This window comes from Rhabdaerophilum sp. SD176, from assembly GCF_030143245.1.
GTDB lineage: Bacteria > Pseudomonadota > Alphaproteobacteria > Rhizobiales > Beijerinckiaceae > Rhabdaerophilum.
The window spans coordinates 183,763-202,096 of the sequence record NZ_JARJNS010000003.1 but is presented as its reverse complement, the minus strand read 5'-3'; the positions used below and the strand labels follow the sequence as shown (position 1 = coordinate 202,096).

The following is an 18,334-nucleotide window of genomic DNA, read 5'->3' as shown; positions in this document are numbered from 1 at the left end:
CGATCAGACAATCGAGACCTTGGCGAGTTCGGTCGTCAACGTCCCGTCCGTGAAGAAGGTGTATTCCGAGCCCGACTGGGTGAAATGCTCGCCCGCCGCAACGGTAAAGGTGTCGTTGCCGTCCATCTTGAAGGTCAGCGTGTTGCCAGGACCGCTGGTGCCAAGCACGTCGGTGGCATGGGTGGCGGTGAAGTTGGTGAAGTCCGCCGCCACGCCGGCCGCCTCGAAATCGATTGTCTCGACATTGGTCATGAAGGACAATTGTCCGAGGGTCAGCGTGCCAGTGCCGACGAGATTGACCGCGTCCTGATCCGCGCCGCCGTCAATGGTCAGCGAGGTCGACTGGACGTCGAGATCGAGGATGAAGGTGTCGTTGCCGGCATTGCCAAAAAGCTGATCAATACCACCATTGCCCCGGATATTGTCGTTGCCAGCACCACCCCAGATTACGTTCGCATCGCCGTTGCCGTTCAGGTTGTCGCCGCCGCTGCCCCCCCGAATGTTCTCGATATCAAAGAACGTGTCGCCGACAGCAAGAACGTTCCCGGTGGCGGTATTGTTCTGCAGACTGATCGTGACGGAGAAGGGGGCCGCCGAATAGTCTGCGGTGTCGATCCCATTGCCCCCATTCATGATATCGGCCTGCGCCGAGCCGAAGAAGACGTCATCCCCATCAAGACCGTTCATGATGTCGTCTTCGCCCGTGCCGTTCAGCGTGTCGTTGCCTGCGGTGCCGTTGACCGTATTGGTCTGGTTGGTGACGGTGATGGCCACGGCTTGCGTGGTTGTGGCTCCCTGCCCGTCCGTGACAGTAACGTCGATGTTGTAGACGTTGTTGGCGCCGGCATCGGCCGGGCTTTCGAAGTCCGGAGCGGAATTGAAGGTCACTTCGCCTGTTGTCGAATTGATCGTGAAGAGCGATGCATCCGCCCCGCCGGTAATCGAGAAGCCAAAGGTCGGGCTGGAATCGGGGTCGGTCGCTGTGACGGTAAGGACCGAGGTTCCGTTCTCGACAACGGAAACCGTCGCCGCGGATGTGATCGTCGGAACCTCGTTCTGGTTGGTCACGGTAACCGCGATGTCCTGCGCCGTGGTGCCGCCGATACCATCCGAGACCTGGACCCGGACATCATAGACATTGTTGCCGCCGGCATCGGTGGGCGCTTCAAAGTCCGGAGCAGCGAGAAAGGTCAGGACCCCGGTGGTGGCGTTGATGGCGAATTTCGACGAATCCGCGCCGCCGATGATCGAATAGGTCAGACTCGCGCCAGCATCCGGATCCGTTGCAGCAACCGTCAGGATCGCAGTGCCATTCTCGGTAACCGAGGCCGTTGCCGAGGAGGTGATGGCCGGCGCCTCGTTCTGGTCGGTCACCGTGACAGCAATCGATTGCAGCTTCGTGCCGCCAAGGCCATCGGCCACCTGAACCTGGACATTATAGACATTGTTGAGGTTCGAATCGGCGGGGTTCTCGAAATCCGGGGAAACCTTGAACGTGAGCACGCCGGTCACGGCATCAATGTCAAAATCGGCCGCGTCCGAGCCGCCGACAATCGAGTAGGTCAGGCTCGCCCCGGCATCCGGGTCGGTTGCCGTCACGGTTGTCACCGGCAACGTGATCACGCTGTTTTCAGCGAAGTTCACGCTGGCTGTTGCCCCGCCACCATCTGAGGTGATCGTCGGCGCCTCGTTCTGGTTGGTAACGGTGACGGCAATATTCTGCGTGGCCGTGCCGCCGAGGCCATCAACGACCTGGACCTGCACATCATAGACATTGTTGCCGCCGGCATCGGTCGGCGATTCGAAGTCCGGAGCCGACACGAAGGTCAGGACGCCGGTGGTCGCGTTGATCGCGAACTTTGCCGAATCCGCGCCGCCGACAATTGAATAGGTCAAGCTCGCGCCGGCATCGGGGTCGGTGGCCGTCACTGTCATCACCGCTGTCCCGTTCTCCGATACCGAAACGGTCGCCGCCGAGGTGATGCCCGGCGCTTCGTTGACGTTGGTCACCGTGACGGCGATGTTCTGCGTATCGATGCCGCCGAGCCCATCCGAGACCTGAACCCGAACATTGTAGACGTTATCGCCGCCCGCATCGGTCGGCGATTCGAAGTCCGGGGCCGCGACAAAGGTCAGCGCGCCAGTCGTCGCGTTGATCGCGAATTTGGTATGATCGCCAATGCCCGAGACGATCGAGTAGGTCAGGCTTGCACCGGCATCCGGGTCGGTGGACGTAACTGTCGTGATCGCTGTAGTACCTTCGAGAACATTGATCGTCGCGTTTGTTCCGCCGCCATTGGACGTAATGCTCGGGTCCTCATTGCCGTTGGTCACGGTGACGGCGATGTTCTGCGTCATGGTACCGCCAAGACCGTCGGCGACTTCGACCTGCACATCGTAGACATTGTTGCCACCGGCATCGGTCGGCGCTTCGAAGTCCGGAGCTGACACGAAGGTCAGCACGCCGGTCGTCGCGTTGATGGCGAACTTCGCCGAATCCGCGCCGCCGACAATTGAATAGGTCAGGCTCGCGCCGGCATCGGGGTCGGTGGCCGTCACTGTCATCACCGCCGTCCCGTTCTCCGATACCGAGACGGTCGCCGCCGAGGTGATGCCCGGCGCCTCGTTCTGGTTGGTGACGGTGACAGCAATGTTCTGTGTCGATGTGCCGCCAAGGCCATCGGCCACCTGCACCTGCAGATCATAAACGTTGTTGCCGCCGGCATCGGTCGGCGATTCGAAGTCCGGCGCTGTCACAAAGGTCAGCGCGCCGGTCGTCGCGTTGATGGCGAACTTTGCCGCATCCGCGCCGCCGACAATCGAATAGGTCAGGCTTGCCCCGGCATCCGGGTCGGTGGCCGTAACGGTCAGCACCGAGGTGCCGTTCTCCGCTACCGACGCTGTCGCAGCCGACGTGATGCCCGGCGCTTCGTTCTGGTTGGTCACGGTAACAGCGATGTTCTGCGTCGTGGTGCCGCCGAGGCCATCGGCCACCTGCACCTGCAGGTCATAAACGTTGTTGCCGCCGGCATCGGTTGGCGATTCAAAGTCCGGCGCTGTCACAAAGGTCAACGCGCCGGTCGTCGCATTGATGGCGAACTTTGCCGCATCCGCACCGCCGACGATGGAGTAGGTCAGGCTCGCGCCGGCATCCGGATCCGCTGCCGTTACCGTCATCACTGCCGTACCATTCTCGGCTGCCGACACGGTCGCAGCCGATGTGATGCCCGGCGCCTCGTTCTGGTTGGTCACGGTGACGGCGATGTTCTGCGTCGTCGTGCCGCCGAGGCCGTCCGAAACTTCGACGCGGACATCATAGACATTGTTGCCGCCAACGTCGCCGGGCACGTCGAAATCAGGCGGGGAGACAAAGGTCAGCACGCCGGTTGTGGAATCGATGGCAAACTTCGCCGCATCGGCGCCGCCAACAATCGAATAGGTCAGAATGGCCCCGGCATCGGCGTCGGTCGCGGTGACCGCGAGGACCGAACTGCCATTCTCCAGGATCGAGGCTGCCGCTGCCGAGGTAATCGTTGGAGCCTCGTTGGAATCGCTGATCGTCACATTGATCGTCTGGGTGTCAGCCCCACCAAGACCGTCCTGCACGCGGACAACAACCATATAGACATTGTCTGCACCTGTATCGGTGGGAGCCTCGAAATCCGGGGGCGCGATAAAGGTCAACTCCCCGGTCGCTGTGTCGATCGCAAATTTCGATGAATCGACACCGCCGGACAGGCTGAAGATCTTGATCGCCCCGGCATCCTGGTCATTGGCGGTCACTGTGGTGACGAGGCTGGTTCCCTCGTTGAGTGTGATATTGGCCGTTCCGCCACCCCCGTTGGATGAGATGGTCGGGTTCTCGTTCACATTGTTGATGACGACAGCGATCGCCTGGGTGTCGACCGCACCCTGGCCATCCGAGACCTCGACAATGACGTCGTAGACGTTGTCCGCCCCGAAATCGGAAGGGCTCTCGAAGTTCCGGCCGGACGATAAGCGCAGCGCTCCTGTCGTCGAGTTGATCGTGAACCGGGCCGCATCCGTTCCGCCGACAATAGAATAGGTGAAGGAAGCGCCGGCATCCGGATCGGTTGCGGTCACGGTTGTGAAGACGGCGCTCGAGTTCTCGTTGACAAAGACGATGGCTTTATCGCCACCGCCATTCGAGGTGATGATCGGCGCTGTGTTGTTGTCGATGACGTTGATCGTCAGGAGTTGTGTGTCAGCCAGCAGGCCATCGCTGGCCTGCACAATCACTTCGTAGGTTCCGTCCAGATCGGCATCCGTCGGCGAGAAGAAATCCGGAGCGGCGATGAAAGACAGCGCGCCAGTCACAGCATCGATGGTGAACAGCGCGGCATCCGCTCCACCGCTGATGCTGTAAGTCACGACATTTCCAACATCCGGATCCGTGGCCGAGACGGTTGTGGCGAAGGTCCCCCCTTCGACATGGTTAAAGGTGGCAGCGATCCCCCCGCCATTCGATGTGATTTCCGGCGCCTGATTGATGTCGACAACTGTGATCGTGAAAATCTGGTCGGTCGAAAGGCCAAAGGAGTCCGTAACGCGAATGACGACCGAATAGGACGGCGTGAGATTGAAATTGATTGTTGAATTGTCGGCAACGCTGAGTGCCCCTGTCGAGGGGTCGATTGCGAAGATGCCGTTCGGATTGCCGCCGGGCGCGAAGCTGTAGGTGATCGTATCGCCGGCATCCTGATCAGCCGCCTGGATCGTGCCGATCACCGCGCCGATCGCGGCATCCTCCGGCAGGGTGAAGCCCGTGATGCCGAGGAAATACGGGGCTTCGTTGACGCCGGTAACCGTGATCGCGAGGTTCTGGATGTCGATGCCGCCGGCCTGATCCGTTGCCTGGACAACGATATTGTAGACATTGTCCGCTCCGGCATCGGCCGGAAGCTCGAAATCCGGGTTGCTGACGAAAGTCAGGGTTCCCGTCAGGGCATTGATCGTGAACCGTGCGGCATCGGGACCGCCGATGATGGAATAGTTGATTGTATCGCCGACATCCTGATCGATGGCCGTGACACTGAGGACCGAGTTCGCGTTTTCCGGCACGACCAGCGCACCATTGTCCCCTCCACCATGGGAGACGATGACCGGCGCGTCATTGCCGTTCTGAACGGTCAGCAGGAATGGCTGGTCGAAGAACAGGCCACCCTGGTCGGTGACACGAACGACTACCAGCTGCTGGGGGCTGGCTTCGAAATCGACCAGATCACCCCGGATGACAGTCAACTCGCCCGTGGTGGGATCGATCGCAAAACGACCGCCCGCATCGCCGCCCGGCGCGAAGCCGTAAGTCAGCGTGGTTCCGCCGTCGAGATCAGTGCCGGTCACCTGGCCCACAAGAGTGCCGAGCGCGGTGTTTTCCACGAGTTCAGACGCGGTGATGGCCGCCGAGATGGGGGCTTCGTTGGCATCGCCAACGGCGACGTAGATCTACTGACGGTCCTGACCCTGACCGTCGGAGGCAACGACCTGAACCTCGTAGATGTTATTGCCTGCCGCCGAATTCGCCGATTCGAAATCCGGCGGATTGAGGAAGTAGAGCTTGCCGGTCACGCCGTCGATGACAAAGCGGCTCGCATCGGCGCCGCCGGCAACCGCGAAAAAGACGTTCTCGCCATTGGGATCGGTAGCGGCGATCTGCCGGATGAAGGTCGCATTCTCGAGCGAGTCGACAGTCAGCGAATCAACCCCGTTATCCGAGGTGATCTGCGGGGTCGGATTCTCGGGTTCCGGTGCCTTGCCGGCGCGGTCGGAACGCTCGACGAGGGCACCTTCACTGCGCAGTTCCTCGGCGGGCGACGTAACAACACGTTTGCCGAATTCCGAAGCGGGCCTCGCCACCGACGGATCGCCGGTCGGGTCTGAAAGGACAGCCCGCTGTAACGGCAAGGGGGTGCTGGCAAATTGCTGCGCCGACGGGAGTTGCACAGCCTGTGGCGTGCCGCTCTGGTTTCCATCGCCGCCTGCCGGTGCACGACGCGGGTCCGCCACCGCCATCTGGGGGATCTGCTCGAAGAACCGAACATCGCCGACATTGGCCAGCAGCGCTTGCGGGTCAACCGGCGCGTTGTTGAACTGGATCAACGGCGGGCGGTCCGAGACCATCTGCAATGCAAAAGACGGCATGATGATCCTGCCGCCATCCGGGAAGGTCAGGACAGCATCGACATCGAGGATCGACACGGAGACGTCGGCCAGCGAAAACGCGAACCGGAGTGTCCGCGCATCAATCACATCGACAATGCGTACTTCACCGGATGCGGGACGATCGATCTGCTGGTCTGCGCCGGGCATCAATGCGGGGGGCGGCGCGGGTATCGTCGCTGCCTGCGCTAGCATTCCCTGGCCGCTGTTACGCTCGCTCACCCTACACCACTCAGATCGGTTTCCGCCTTGCCGGTCACTGGATGGATCGGGCTGACGGGTTGACGCCAGCGAGGAGGCTAAACAGATATTGTCTAAATGTAATTTAAGTGACTTGCTTCAAATTTGCCTGATCGGGTGCTTCGCCGCCGGGCTTCTTCAATATTGTTTATAAATCACTGTTTTGTTGCGGCAGCGACCGATGCCGGCGCCTGCCCCTTCCCCGCCAGCACCGAAGCCAGCGCCCCGGTATAACGCAGGATATCGACAACAGCCTTCTGCCGTTCGAAGCGGCTCTCGATCTGTGCGCGGCGGGCGGTGTAGACCGCCATCTGGCCATCGAGAAGCTCGAAGACGGTTCGCTTTCCGGCCTTGAACTGCTCGAGATAGAGTTCCTCGGCACGTCGGGCCGCCCCCACGCCCTCGTCAAGCAGGCGGGCCTTTGCGCCGGCACTCTGGATCGCGCGATAGGCCTGGCGGATATCGGCCTCAAGCTGCTGGCGCTCGTTGATCATCGTCAGTTCGCTGGTCTCAATCCGATTCCGGATCTGGCGCTCCTGCGCCTCGGCCAGCCCGCCATCCATCAGCTTGAAGCGCATGGCCAGCATGGCACGTCCTTCGATCTGTGTCCGTCCGCCCTTGCCGGACCGGAAGTTCTTCGACTCGGTATCGAGCTCGAACGTGAATTTCGGCTTGTTGGAGGCGCGCTGGGCATCAAGCTCGCTTTCGATCGACTGGGTTGTCGCACGCAGCGAAGCCAGCCGCGGGTTCTTGGCGAGCACAACGGAAATGGCGGCTTCGGGACGCGCCGGAATCCTTGCCCTGAAATCGGGAACGGCGATCAGGCGGCCTGCCCTTTGCTGGGTCAGGCGTTCGAACTGATCCTCCGCGCCGCCGAGCTGCAGGGACACATCGGAACGGACAGCCGAGATGTCATTCAACCGGGACCGGATACGGCTGGAATCCGCGCTGGTCCCATGCCCTTCGGCTTCCTGGGCCGCCACGATCTTCAGCAGGCGCATATGCGCCGCGATCGTCTCGTCGATCAGGGAGACCAGCGCGCGATACTCGAGAATCTTGAGATAGACCTGGGTTGTCCGCCAGGCGATCTCGTCGATCTTCTCATACAGGCGTTCCTGTTCGGCACTGGACAGCAGGCGGGCGCGGGCAATATCGGCCCTGGCAGCGCCGAAATCCCAGACCAGCTGGCGCAGGATAATGCCGCCATCGAACCGGTTATCGCCCGCGTTGTTGGCGACATTGTAGGGCACCGCCTTGCCTTCATAGGAGCCGGAAAAATTCCCGCCCGCTGCAAGGCGTGCATCGGCGGATGGATAGAGGGCAGAGCGCGCGATATCGATCCCCGCCTTCGATTCCAGAAGTCTCGTCTGGTTGATCCGGATCTCCGGGTAGGTCAGGACCGCCCGCGCGACGGCATCCTCCAGCCGAATCACGCCATGCTGGGCCGGTGGCCGTGACGGCGATTCCGGAGCAAGGCCAGCGCGCGTGGCAGAGCGCGGCGGGTTAATTGAACCGGTCACCAGAGATGTCTCGACGGGAACCGGTTCAGCAAGGGTTACGGATGGCTCCGCAGGCATTTCGGGCGCGACCGACCGTTGGGGCGGCACCGGCGCTGTCGCGGCGCTTGACCGGAGCGGGCTGGCCAGAACCTCAGCCGGAATGACCGATGCCGGTCGGCGCATCGCGGTCGTCGGAGCCATGATCACGCCTTCGGCGAAGGGCCGCTGCGGCGGCACGGGCATTGCCAGCGCCGTCATATGCGACAGGGCCGGCACTGCCTGGATCGTTGTAACTGCGGGTGCGAGCGGGCCGCTTGGGCCAGCACGTTCGGCCGTACCGGAGGCTTGGCAGGTTGCGACCGGGTCAGGTTGATCGCCGGGCATGTGGCCGCATGACGCCAGCGGTTTGAGCTTCCACATGGCGCGCAACTGCGCCGTTGCCAGAAATTCGGAAGCGATGCCCTGATAGGAGCACCCGGAAAGAAGGATAGCGAGAAGGATCGCCCCTGCTGTCTTCGGCCGTACCCAACACTGGATTACTGGCACCCCTGCCATCGGGAACTCATTTCTAGAACGTTAATATCAAACGATTATATTCAATCATCCTTTCCGTTCGGTTAAATACTGCCGATACAGGGAGCAGGCCGCCACCACCTCGAGGCGGGCGCCGGCGGAAGCCGCTTTGCGAACCGCGCGGTTAAAAGCGGCCGCAAGGCAAGGAGCGGCTGTCCTTTTTCGACGCGCATATCGGCGTGTTTTCGCTATTTGCGCTTCGCCTTGGCGGGCTTTGCCGACATCGGAACCACGTTCGCGACATTCAGATGCGCAATCGCGCCGAGAATGGAAGCGGGTTTGCCGAGGAGGTAGCCTTGACCTTCAGTGCAGCCCAGCTTGCGCACGAGATCGAGTTGCTCCTCGGTCTCGATGCCTTCGGCTGTCGTCGACATGCCCAGCCGTGTCGCCAATTCGACGATGGAACTGACAATGGTCGAACAGTCGCTACGGAAATTGGCCTCGGCGATGAAGACCTTGTCGATCTTGATTTTCTGGAACGGAAACCGGCGGAGGTAATTCAGCGAGGAATAGCCGGTGCCGAAATCATCCAGCACAATCCGGACACCGGCATCGCGAAGCTGATGGAGGTTCTGGACGATCCGTTCGTTTTCCTCGAGCAGCGCCGTTTCGGTAATCTCCAGTTCCAGCCGGTCGGCGGGCATGCCGCTGGCTTCCAGCGCCGACAACACGTTCTGGACAATGCCATCACCTTTCAGCTGGACCGGCGAGAGATTGACCGCAACCTTGCCCGAGCCCGGAATCCGGGCAATGTCGGTGCAGGCACGATGCAGCGCCCAGGCACCCATTTCATGGATTGCACCGGAGGCCTCGGCCAGCGGAATGAACTCCATCGGGCCGAGACGCCCGCGCGTCGGGTGGTTCCAGCGGATCAGCGCCTCGAAGCCGATTGTCCGGTTGCCGGCAAGCTGGACGAGAGGCTGATAGGCCAGTTCGAACTGCTCGCGCCTGACGGCATCCCGCAATTCGCTTTCGATCTCGACACGGCGATGCAGCCGCGTCGCCATGTCCGGCGTGAAGATCCGGTAGGTGCCGCGGTTTTCGTCCTTGGCCTGGTAAAGGGCCAGATCGGCATTCTTGAGGAGGGTGTCAGGGTCGGCCAAATCGTCATTCGCGATGGCCGCACCGATGCTGACGCCGATCGTCACCGGCTGGCCGGAGAGATCATAAGGTGCCGACAGTTCCGCAATGACGCGGTCGCTGAGGGTGCGCACCCGTTCCTCGATCCGCGGTGCGCAGACGAGAATGGCGAATTCGTCGCCGCTCAGCCGTGCCACGACATCGGTATCACGCAGGCAGGTACGCAGGCGCATGGCTACCGCTTCGAGCAGTGCATCCCCGACCGGGTGGCCGAGCGTATCGTTGACATCCTTGAACTTGTCGAGGTCGAGGTAGAGCACACCGATCCCGCATTCTGCGGGTCGACGGATCAGTGCCTCATCCAGCTTGGAGCGGAACAGGACCCGGTTGGGAAGGCGGGTCAGGGCGTCGAAATGCGCCATGTTCCAGATCCGACGTTCGGTCTGCTGGCGTTCGGTCACATCCTCGTAGATCGCGACGAAACCGCCGCCCTCCATGGGCTGCTGCGTCACGGAGAGGGCTCGTCCGTCGGTGGCTTCCGTGATGAGGCTGCCCTGGATTCCCGCTTCGGCGCGCTCGGTCTGCCAGCCCCTGATCCGGGCCACCATCTCGCGCGGGTAGCTCACCCCGACACTCTCGATGCGGGCGAACAGATTCTCGATCGGCTGGCCGACTCCCGCGCCCTGATCATCGATGCCGAACAGCTCCATGAAGCGACGGTTGCAGACGATCAGCCGGCCCTGTGCATCTGCCATGATCAGGCCATGCGACATGTTGTTCAGGGCGGCGTCGAAAAGGACGTTCTGCTTGCGCAGATCCAGATCGCGCTGGAGCAGGACGGCATTCTGGCGCTGGACTTCGCCGACGGCCTCGCGGGCCCGGCTGTTCGCAATCGCGAGTTCGTCGAGGGTCTGCCGCATCGTCGAGATGTCCGTCCGGATGCCCACAATCCCGCCGGAGCGCGTCCGCCGCTCCTGGATGAGGATCCAGCGGCCATCCGGCAGCAGGCGCTCGATCGACCCCTCGCAGGTCTTGTGCCAGCGCGTGATTTCATCGATGAACTTCTCGATATCGTTGCCAGCCTGGGGATACTGGCCGTTTTCCGCACCCTTCCGCATGATCTCGCCGAAATGCGCGCCGGGGTAGATGAACTCCGCGCTCTTCGCATACATCTGCTTGTAGCGCGTATTGCAGGTTACGAGGCGGTCTTCCTCGTCCCACATCACGAAGCCATCGGACATGGCCTCGATTGCGTCTTCCAGCCTCGCCTGGGCCTGGTGCCGTTCGGCCTGCAGTTTCTCCTCGCGCCGCGCCATGATGACCAGCCCGATTGCGAAGGCTATCACGACCAGGGCGAAGACCGCGGCAACCGCCCGGACGCGCTGGAGGTCATTGCCCCAATCCGCGAGGGCCAGTTCCCGATCCAGAAGCAGGACCACGCGGATATCCGGATAGGCCGACGGCCGGACCACTCCGAGCATGCTCTTGCCACCCTCGCGCGGCTCGAAGGTGAAGACGCTGCCATCCATCGCCGGATAGGCACTGCCCGCCTGCCCGATCTGGCCGATATGCAGTTCAGCATGCGGGAAGCTGGCCAAAAGCTGGCCGCTATCCCGCTCAAGGCGGATCTCGAGGCCGGGGAAGTCATCGATGTAGGACAGCGCCGAGCCGAAGATCGAGACCGGCAACTCGGCGGCGGCCAGCATGTTGCCCTTGCCGGGGACAAGAATGGTCCGGACAAGGTACCAGGTCCAGTCGCCGGTGAGCGTGTTCCGGACCGGACCGACCACCCGCTGGCGGCCGGCGACCCCTTCCGGCAGGGCTGGGTTGAAGGGTACGGTCCAGTGCGCCGGCCTGACCTTGCCGGCAGCCCAGATATGGCCTTCCGGCTCGATGATCATCAGGTCACGGAAGGCGAAGGTCTGGTAGTTCAGGCCCTGCAGCACCCGGTTGGCGGCGGCCTGCGTCAGAACAGCCTCTCCTCGGCGGGAGGCTTCGGCCAGCAGCATCGGAACGCGCGAGAGGGCGGCATCGGCCTGGACGAGTTGCCGGTTGACCGAGTTCTCGACATTCCGCGCCGTCCGGTCGAGCTGCTGCTCGGTGGCCTGGAGCGTTGTGCGATAGGTCCGCTCGAGAACGAAGGCCGCACCAGCAGCCAGTGCCCAGAGCATCATGGCCGCGCCGAGAATGATGTAGGGAGTAAGCTTTCGAACCTTCATCATACGCTCTGTCTGGTTGGCTTCGGGAAAACCGCCGGAGGCGCGCTTCGGCAATCGTCAGCGTTGATTGGGGGTATCCGACACCTTGCGGATCAGGACGCGGTTGTTGTCCTCGACCATCATTCCGATGTCCGGGCCGACATAGCGGTTCCAGGCGGTGCGGCAGGGCTCGCCGCACCGCTTGAGCCACCCTGGAAGGACGTGATCGACGAAGAGGCGCCGGAAATCGGCCGCGTCCTTCTCCGTCACCGGGACCAGCGACATCGAGCCCTTCCGCGCGCCCTGGCACGTGTCGGCGCCGATGTTGCAAGCCAGCCCGTTGACTGTCTCGCGCTCGGCCGCATCCCAGATCCGCGCCTCAAGGGTCGCCACAGCCTTCTGGAGGGTCTGCTGAAGATCCGGCTGCAGGCTCTGCCAGAGGTCCCGGTTGACGCCAAAGATGGAGATGCCGGCATTGATGGCGAGGGGGTGGATATGCGTGGCGACATCGATCAGCCCGATCTCGTTGCCGCTCAGGGTGCCGGTGATGGCACAATCCACGACACCGCGCCTGAGCCCCCCGGCCACCTCGGCAAAGGCCATCTTGACCGGGATCGCGCCGACAGCCGTCATCATCTCCGACTGGCTGACCGAGGATGTCCGGACGCGGAGCCCCTGGAGGTCACGCAGGCTGGAAAAGGGACGGGCGCAGAAGACGACCTGCTGCGGATAGGTGTAGATGCCCAGCAATTCAACGTTGTAACGTTCGCGCAGGATGCTCTTCAGGTGCGGTCGATAAAGGGTATTGACGCGGCGCAGTGTCTGGAAATCCGGGCTCAGGCCGGGCTGGTCGATTCCGTTGAGTTCCGGGTCGTCTCCGGCGGACAAGGCCAGAAGGGCGGTTCCGAACCCGACCACGCCCGTCTGCATCAGTCCAAGCATATCAGCTCCGGGGAAGCCGGACCGGTCAAATGGGTGGACGGTGGCGATCACACGACCGCCGGTCATCTCGGCGATCTCGTTCCGCCAGAACGGCTCCTCGAGCCTGGTGAACTGATTGACGCCACCAAGACCGCCGATGATGTTCAGGCGCAAGGGTTCATTCGCGGGTGCTGCCGGGGCCGGCAAGGGAAAGCTGCACAGGCTTGCCATGAGAGCAAAGCCGAGGCTCAGTCCCTTCCAGTCTGACGTCGTTGCCGGTGCCATGACACCCTCCCGCAATCGCTTCCACGCCAAGGCAGGCTATCGACCAGACGGTTAATTTTTGTGGCTATTCCCGTCTAAGTTGTATTTCGAGCCGATGCAGGCGCCGGGTTTCCCGGAAGAAGGTTAAAAAGCGGTAAGTGGCTCTCCGGCCTCCGGATGGAAGCGTCGCCGAAAGGCATGGGTGCTCGGGCCCGCGCTCCGTCGAAAAGGCGGTAACGAAACGGATCCCTGATCAGGAGGAAGCGCCCGTGTTCCGGGTCAGCAGGCGCTCGGCAATATGCGCAGCAATCGGCAAGGCCGAAGTCGCCGCCGGGGACGGCGCGTTGCAGACATGGAGGCTGTTCCGGCTGTCGACGAACAGGAAGTCATCGATGATCGATCCGTCGCGCGCGACGGCCTGCGCCCTGACGCCGGCGCGATAGGGGACAAGATCCTCGAGGCGGATATGCGGGCAGTACTTCTGTACCTTCCGCAGATAAAGGCCCTTACTGGCGGAAGCCGAAAGCTCCGAAATGGCAGACCGGAAATTGCGCCGGAGCAGGCGCCAGAATCCGGGATAGGCAAGGCTCGAAGCGAGATCGCGCAGGTCAAGATCGGTACGCTTGTACCCTTCCCGCTTGAAGGCCAGCACGGCATTCGGCCCGACGGTGAAACCCCCATCCATTTTCCGCGTCAGATGGACCCCGAGGAATGGACGCTCCGGGTCCGGGACAGGGTAGATGAGATGCCGCACCAGATCGGGGGGCTGGTTGGCGATCCGGAAATATTCGCCACGGAACGGCACGACCCGGAAATCAACCTCGGCGCCGAACTGCCTTGCAAGGCGATCGGACATCAGGCCCCCACAGAAGACAACCCTTGCCGCCGAGATCTCGCCGGCTGTGGTGTGCAGCGTCACGTCATCCGTTCGCTCAGCGCCGCCGGTCACGGCCGTGCCGCATCGGATGGCTCCGCCACGGGCTTCAAACAATCCGGCCATCCGGCGGGCGACAAGGCCGTAATCGACAATGCCCGTGCTGGGCGAAAGCAACGCCGCGACTGACCGGACACGCGGCTCGAGCTTGCGCGCCTCGTCGCCGGACAGCCGTTCGATCGGGATGCCGTTTGCCCGGGAACGGGCTTCCAGCGCTGCAAGCTTTGCCGCCTCGGCCTCGTCGGTCGCCACAATAAGCTTGCCGCAGATCTCGAACGGAATGCCATGTTCGGTGCAGAACGCCTTCATGGCATCCTTGCCTTCGCGGCAGAACCTCGCCTTCAGGCTGCCGGGAGCATAATAGACGCCGGCATGGATCACGCCGGAATTGCGCCCGGTCTGATGCAGGGCGACTTCCGGTTCCTTCTCGAGGATCGTGACCCGCGCGCCCGGCATTCGCTCCTGCAGCGCAAGGCCTGTCGCGAGACCCACGATCCCGCCGCCGACAATGACAATATCCGATTTGCTCTGCGCCATGGCTGTGCGGTGAACGATCAGACCTCCGGGGTCAAGCCCCGTTCAACGACTCACGCAACGCGATGCATCGTTCTGGCCATGCCGAGGGCGGGGCCGAACTCGGCGATGATTTCCGCTTCGGGGCGTGGCCGACCGAACAGGTAGCCCTGCACATAGCGGCAGCCTTCGTAGATCAGCATGTCTCGCTGGGTCTCGGTCTCGACCCCTTCGACGATGACATCGATCCCGATATCCTGCCCCAGGCTGAGAATGGCGCGGCGGATGGCAGTGTTCATGGTGCCATCCTCGTTGTTCTGGACGAAGGACTTGTCGATCTTGATCTTGTTGAACGGGAATTTCTGGAGATAGCTGAGCGAGGAATGGCCGACTCCGAAATCATCCAGCGCGATGCGCACACCCAGCATGCGCAACTGCCGAAGGATGTCGACGGTCCGGTAATCGTCCGCCATCAGGACGGATTCGGTGATTTCCAGAACCAGCCGGTGCGGCGAGAGGCCGGAGGCGGCCAGCGCGTTGACCACCGACACGGCAAGCTGGTGGTTGCGGAACTGGATCGGCGAGAGGTTGACCGAAACCGAGACGTCGCTCGGCATCCGCGCCATGGTCTCGCAGGCCTGGCGGAGGACAAGTTCGCCGATCTGCAGGATGAGACCGCTCTCCTCGGCGATGTCGATGAAATAGGCCGGCATGAGCAGGCCCTTCTGCGGATGCCGCCAGCGGATCAGGGCCTCGAAGGCGTGGGGCCGGTTCACTTCGAGATCAATGATTGGCTGGTAGTGAAGTTCGAATTCATTGTGCGCGATGGCGCGGCGAAGATCGACCTCGATCTCCCGACGCGCGAGGATCGCGGCCGTCATGCCCTCGTCGAAGCAGGCATAGGTCCCGCGACCATCCCGCTTGGCGCGGTAGAGAGCAATGTCGGCCTTCTTGAGCAGGTCATGCGCGTCGATCCCGTCGCCCGGTGCAACCGCAATGCCGACGCTGGCCCCGACATAGACCCGGGTTCCCCGGATCCGGTAGGGCTTCGAGAGCAACTGGACGATCTGGCGGGCGAGGGCCACCACGGAATCCCGATCGCGGACATCGGGCAGGATCAGGGCGAATTCGTCGCCACCGAAACGGGCGGCCATTCCGCGCTTCGGCAGGGTCCGCATCAGCCTCCGCGATGCCATACGCAGCAGGATGTCGCCGCAATCATGGCCCATCGTGTCGTTGACATCCTTGAAGTGATCAAGGTCGAGGCAAAGCACCGCGATTTCATGGCCACGGCGATTGTCCTCGAGTGCCGTGGACAGGGTGTTCAGGAACAGTGACCGGTTGGGCAACCGGGTCAGCATGTCATGCAGGGCGAGATGGGCGATTTCGGCCTCGGTGCGCATGCGCTCGGTGGCGTCGATGACCATGCCCTCGTAATAGGCGGGCTTGCCATCCTTGTCGCGGATGAGCCACGAGGCCTCGGAAACCCAGATCCGCTCGCGCGTCTTGTGGCGATAGACCTCGGAGACGAAATCGGTCGTCCGGCCCTCGCGCTCCATGATCTCGGTGAATTCCTCGCGCCGCCTCGGATCGACATACCATTCCTGGGCGATATCGTTGACGGCCCTCAGCATCTCGTCTTCGGATTCGTAGCCGTTCATCCGGACAAGCGCCGGATTGGCCCGCAATTGCCTGCCATCGAGCGTGGAACGGAAGATGCCGACCGTCGAATTCTCAAAAAGGCTGCGATATTCCTCGTGCACCCGGGCAATTGCTTCCTCGCGGGCCCGCGCCTCGGTGATGTCGGTGAATGTCCGGACGAAAGACCCGTCCTGCAGGCGGATCGTGTTGAACTGGATGATGGTCCCGTTCGGCCGGCGCCGCGTGTAGCAATCGAGTTCCGGGCCTGGATCCCCCTCCTGAACGCGTTTGAGCACGTCGTCCGGCTGGCCTTCGAAATCGCCGGATTCGTATTGCCAGCGGACCAGCTCGCGGATCGTCACCCCTTCCTTCATCAGGCCATCCGGGAAGCCGAGCAACTCGACAACGCGCCTGTTGAAGAACAGAACCTTGCCGCCGGCATCGACCTTCATGATGCCCTGGGTGACATTGTTCAGCGTCATTTCAAACATGTCGCGCGTCGCCCGGAGTTCATCCGACTTCCGGACATGCGCCGTCACATCCGACAAGGTGCGAACCTCGCCGCCATCTGGCATCGGCAAGGCCTGAACCTGCAGTACCACGCCATTGGGCCGGATGCGCTGGTACGAAACCGGGCCACGCCGGGTACCCTTGCGCATCACCCATGTCTTGAAAGAGCCACCCATCGGATCGAATTCGCCGGCTTCGAGCATCCGCTCGACGATGGAGCGGAAGCGCGGGCTGCCCTCGAAGGCCGCACGCGGCAATCCGGTCATCTCGACGAATTTCTCGTTGAAGACCGCGATACATCCATCGGGATCGATCATCACGATCCCCTGATCGACATTCTGCAACGTCGCTTCGAGCCGGCGGTGCAACTGCTCGAGTTCATCGGTCCGGCGGGCAACAACGTTCATCAACCGTGCATTGAACTGGTCCAGTTCCTCGACCATCAAGGCAATGGAGCGATCGGTCCGGCGACGCTCGAGATCGGACTCGGCATAGGCTTCGGAAACCAGGCGCGTCAGATGGTCAACGTCGAGATGTCCGTCTTCCCGGGTCGAGCGTTCGATCTGTTTCTGAAGCAATCGATGGACGGTGCTGTTCATCCGCTCAGGGACCTTTCGCGGACAGACAGGACTGTCATCGTCTGGTTATGCAGCTGCAACTTGCGCGAGGCGGTGTGCGGGGAAATCTCGCCATAGGAATAGAACCCGACCAAGGCGTGACGGCGGGCGATTTCATCCGCAGCCGCCGTGACCTCGTCGATCGCCCGCTGGCCCATCAGGAGGCGGCGCCCGATACAGGAGACCAACAGGGCGAATCCGCCCTCGCTATCCGGAGGGGCGCCCGCATTCCGGGCCGCCTGGGCCGAGCCTTCGACGATGCGGTCGAAGCTGCCTCGCATCAGCTGTGCCGTCCAACGCATCGGCATGTCGCCGGCAAAGATCATGGCGCGGCGATCGCGGTCGATCCCGAGAACCGTCCGGACGACGTCCGTGCCGGGCCTCTCGGGATCCTCGATACGCAGCGGAAAGCAGAGAGCGGAGGCGGGAAGGTTCCTGCTTTCCTCCTCACCGAGATAACGCTCGTAGAGATCAAGCGCCGGAAGGCCGTCGAGATCGTACAGGATGTTGTCGACAGCGCGGGTGATCGTCCGCCGGGGGCCGAAAGCATCCCAGCCACCAGCCGAGCCGGCGCTGACATCCAGCGCCTTTCCGTAGAGCCCGATCGCCGCAACGATACCACTGCGTGCGGGCCCATCGGCAAGGATGCTCGTCTCGCCAAATTGCTGGCCATCGCCGGCAAGCCCGCCGGCGACAAGCACATCGGGACCGAGAGCCGCACTCAGGCCGTTCACAAGGCGCGAGCCGTTGACGCGGATTCCGTCGGCCAGCACCATGACGGCGCGGAGGTCATCCTCCAGCAAGGCCTTGCCGATCGCCTCGCCGGCGGGGAACGAACCGTTGCTGTCCTTGATTTCGCTTGTGGCAAGCCGGACGCGGGCCGAATCGAACGAGACCGCGAGACCACAGACAATGTCGTCTTCGATCCGCTGCCGGTCGAACTGGCCGGCTGTCGAACAGCCCGCGAGAACTGCACCGGGGAAGCACTGGCGGATGGCGGGGAGAAAGTCCGGCTGGGCCAAGGCAGCCCGCGCACCGAAAACAAGCACGAGCGCAGGTGGGCCGACATCCCTCGCCGAAGCGAGATGGATGCCAGTCGACCGTGACCAGCTGAACTCGCGTGCGTGCACTCTTTGCCCCTTGCAAAATCGCAATATCGGCAAA

At 62.5% G+C, this 18,334-nt stretch carries 8 protein-coding genes; all 8 read right to left on the bottom strand.

The annotated features are described in order from the left end of the window. Positions 1–3: 3 nt before the first annotated feature. The gene (locus tag P0652_RS07665) at positions 4–5,400 is read right to left on the bottom strand and encodes a cadherin domain-containing protein (protein ID WP_284178199.1); all 5,397 of its coding nucleotides are present in this window, start codon (positions 5,398–5,400) and stop codon (positions 4–6) included. Between the two features lie 66 nt (positions 5,401–5,466). Then, on the bottom strand, positions 5,467–6,402 hold the full coding sequence (locus P0652_RS07660) for a cadherin repeat domain-containing protein (protein ID WP_284178198.1): 936 nt from the start codon (positions 6,400–6,402) through the stop codon (positions 5,467–5,469). 173 nt (positions 6,403–6,575) lie between these two features. Then, positions 6,576–8,120: a TolC family protein gene (locus P0652_RS07655; RefSeq protein WP_284178197.1), complete on the bottom strand. Its 1,545-nt coding sequence runs from the start codon at positions 8,118–8,120 to the stop codon at positions 6,576–6,578. Positions 8,121–8,680: 560 nt separating this feature from the next. Continuing rightward, positions 8,681–11,791: an EAL domain-containing protein gene (locus P0652_RS07650; RefSeq protein ID WP_284178196.1), complete on the bottom strand. Its 3,111-nt coding sequence runs from the start codon at positions 11,789–11,791 to the stop codon at positions 8,681–8,683. A gap of 57 nt (positions 11,792–11,848) precedes the next feature. Beyond that, complete coding sequence (locus P0652_RS07645) at positions 11,849–12,976, bottom strand: TRAP transporter substrate-binding protein (protein ID WP_284178195.1); 1,128 nt, start codon at positions 12,974–12,976, stop codon at positions 11,849–11,851. Between the two features lie 232 nt (positions 12,977–13,208). Then, positions 13,209–14,426, bottom strand: coding sequence for an L-2-hydroxyglutarate dehydrogenase (gene lhgD / locus P0652_RS07640; RefSeq protein WP_284178194.1), 1,218 nt, complete (start codon positions 14,424–14,426; stop codon positions 13,209–13,211). 50 nt (positions 14,427–14,476) lie between these two features. Continuing rightward, positions 14,477–17,152, bottom strand: coding sequence for an EAL domain-containing protein (locus tag P0652_RS07635; RefSeq protein WP_284178193.1), 2,676 nt, complete (start codon positions 17,150–17,152; stop codon positions 14,477–14,479). Next, entirely contained in the window at positions 17,149–18,300 is a 1,152-nt protein-coding gene (locus tag P0652_RS07630; RefSeq protein ID WP_284178192.1) for an FIST signal transduction protein, read from the bottom strand. Before P0652_RS07630 ends, P0652_RS07635 begins: the two co-directional genes overlap by 4 nt. Positions 18,301–18,334 lie beyond the last annotated feature (34 nt).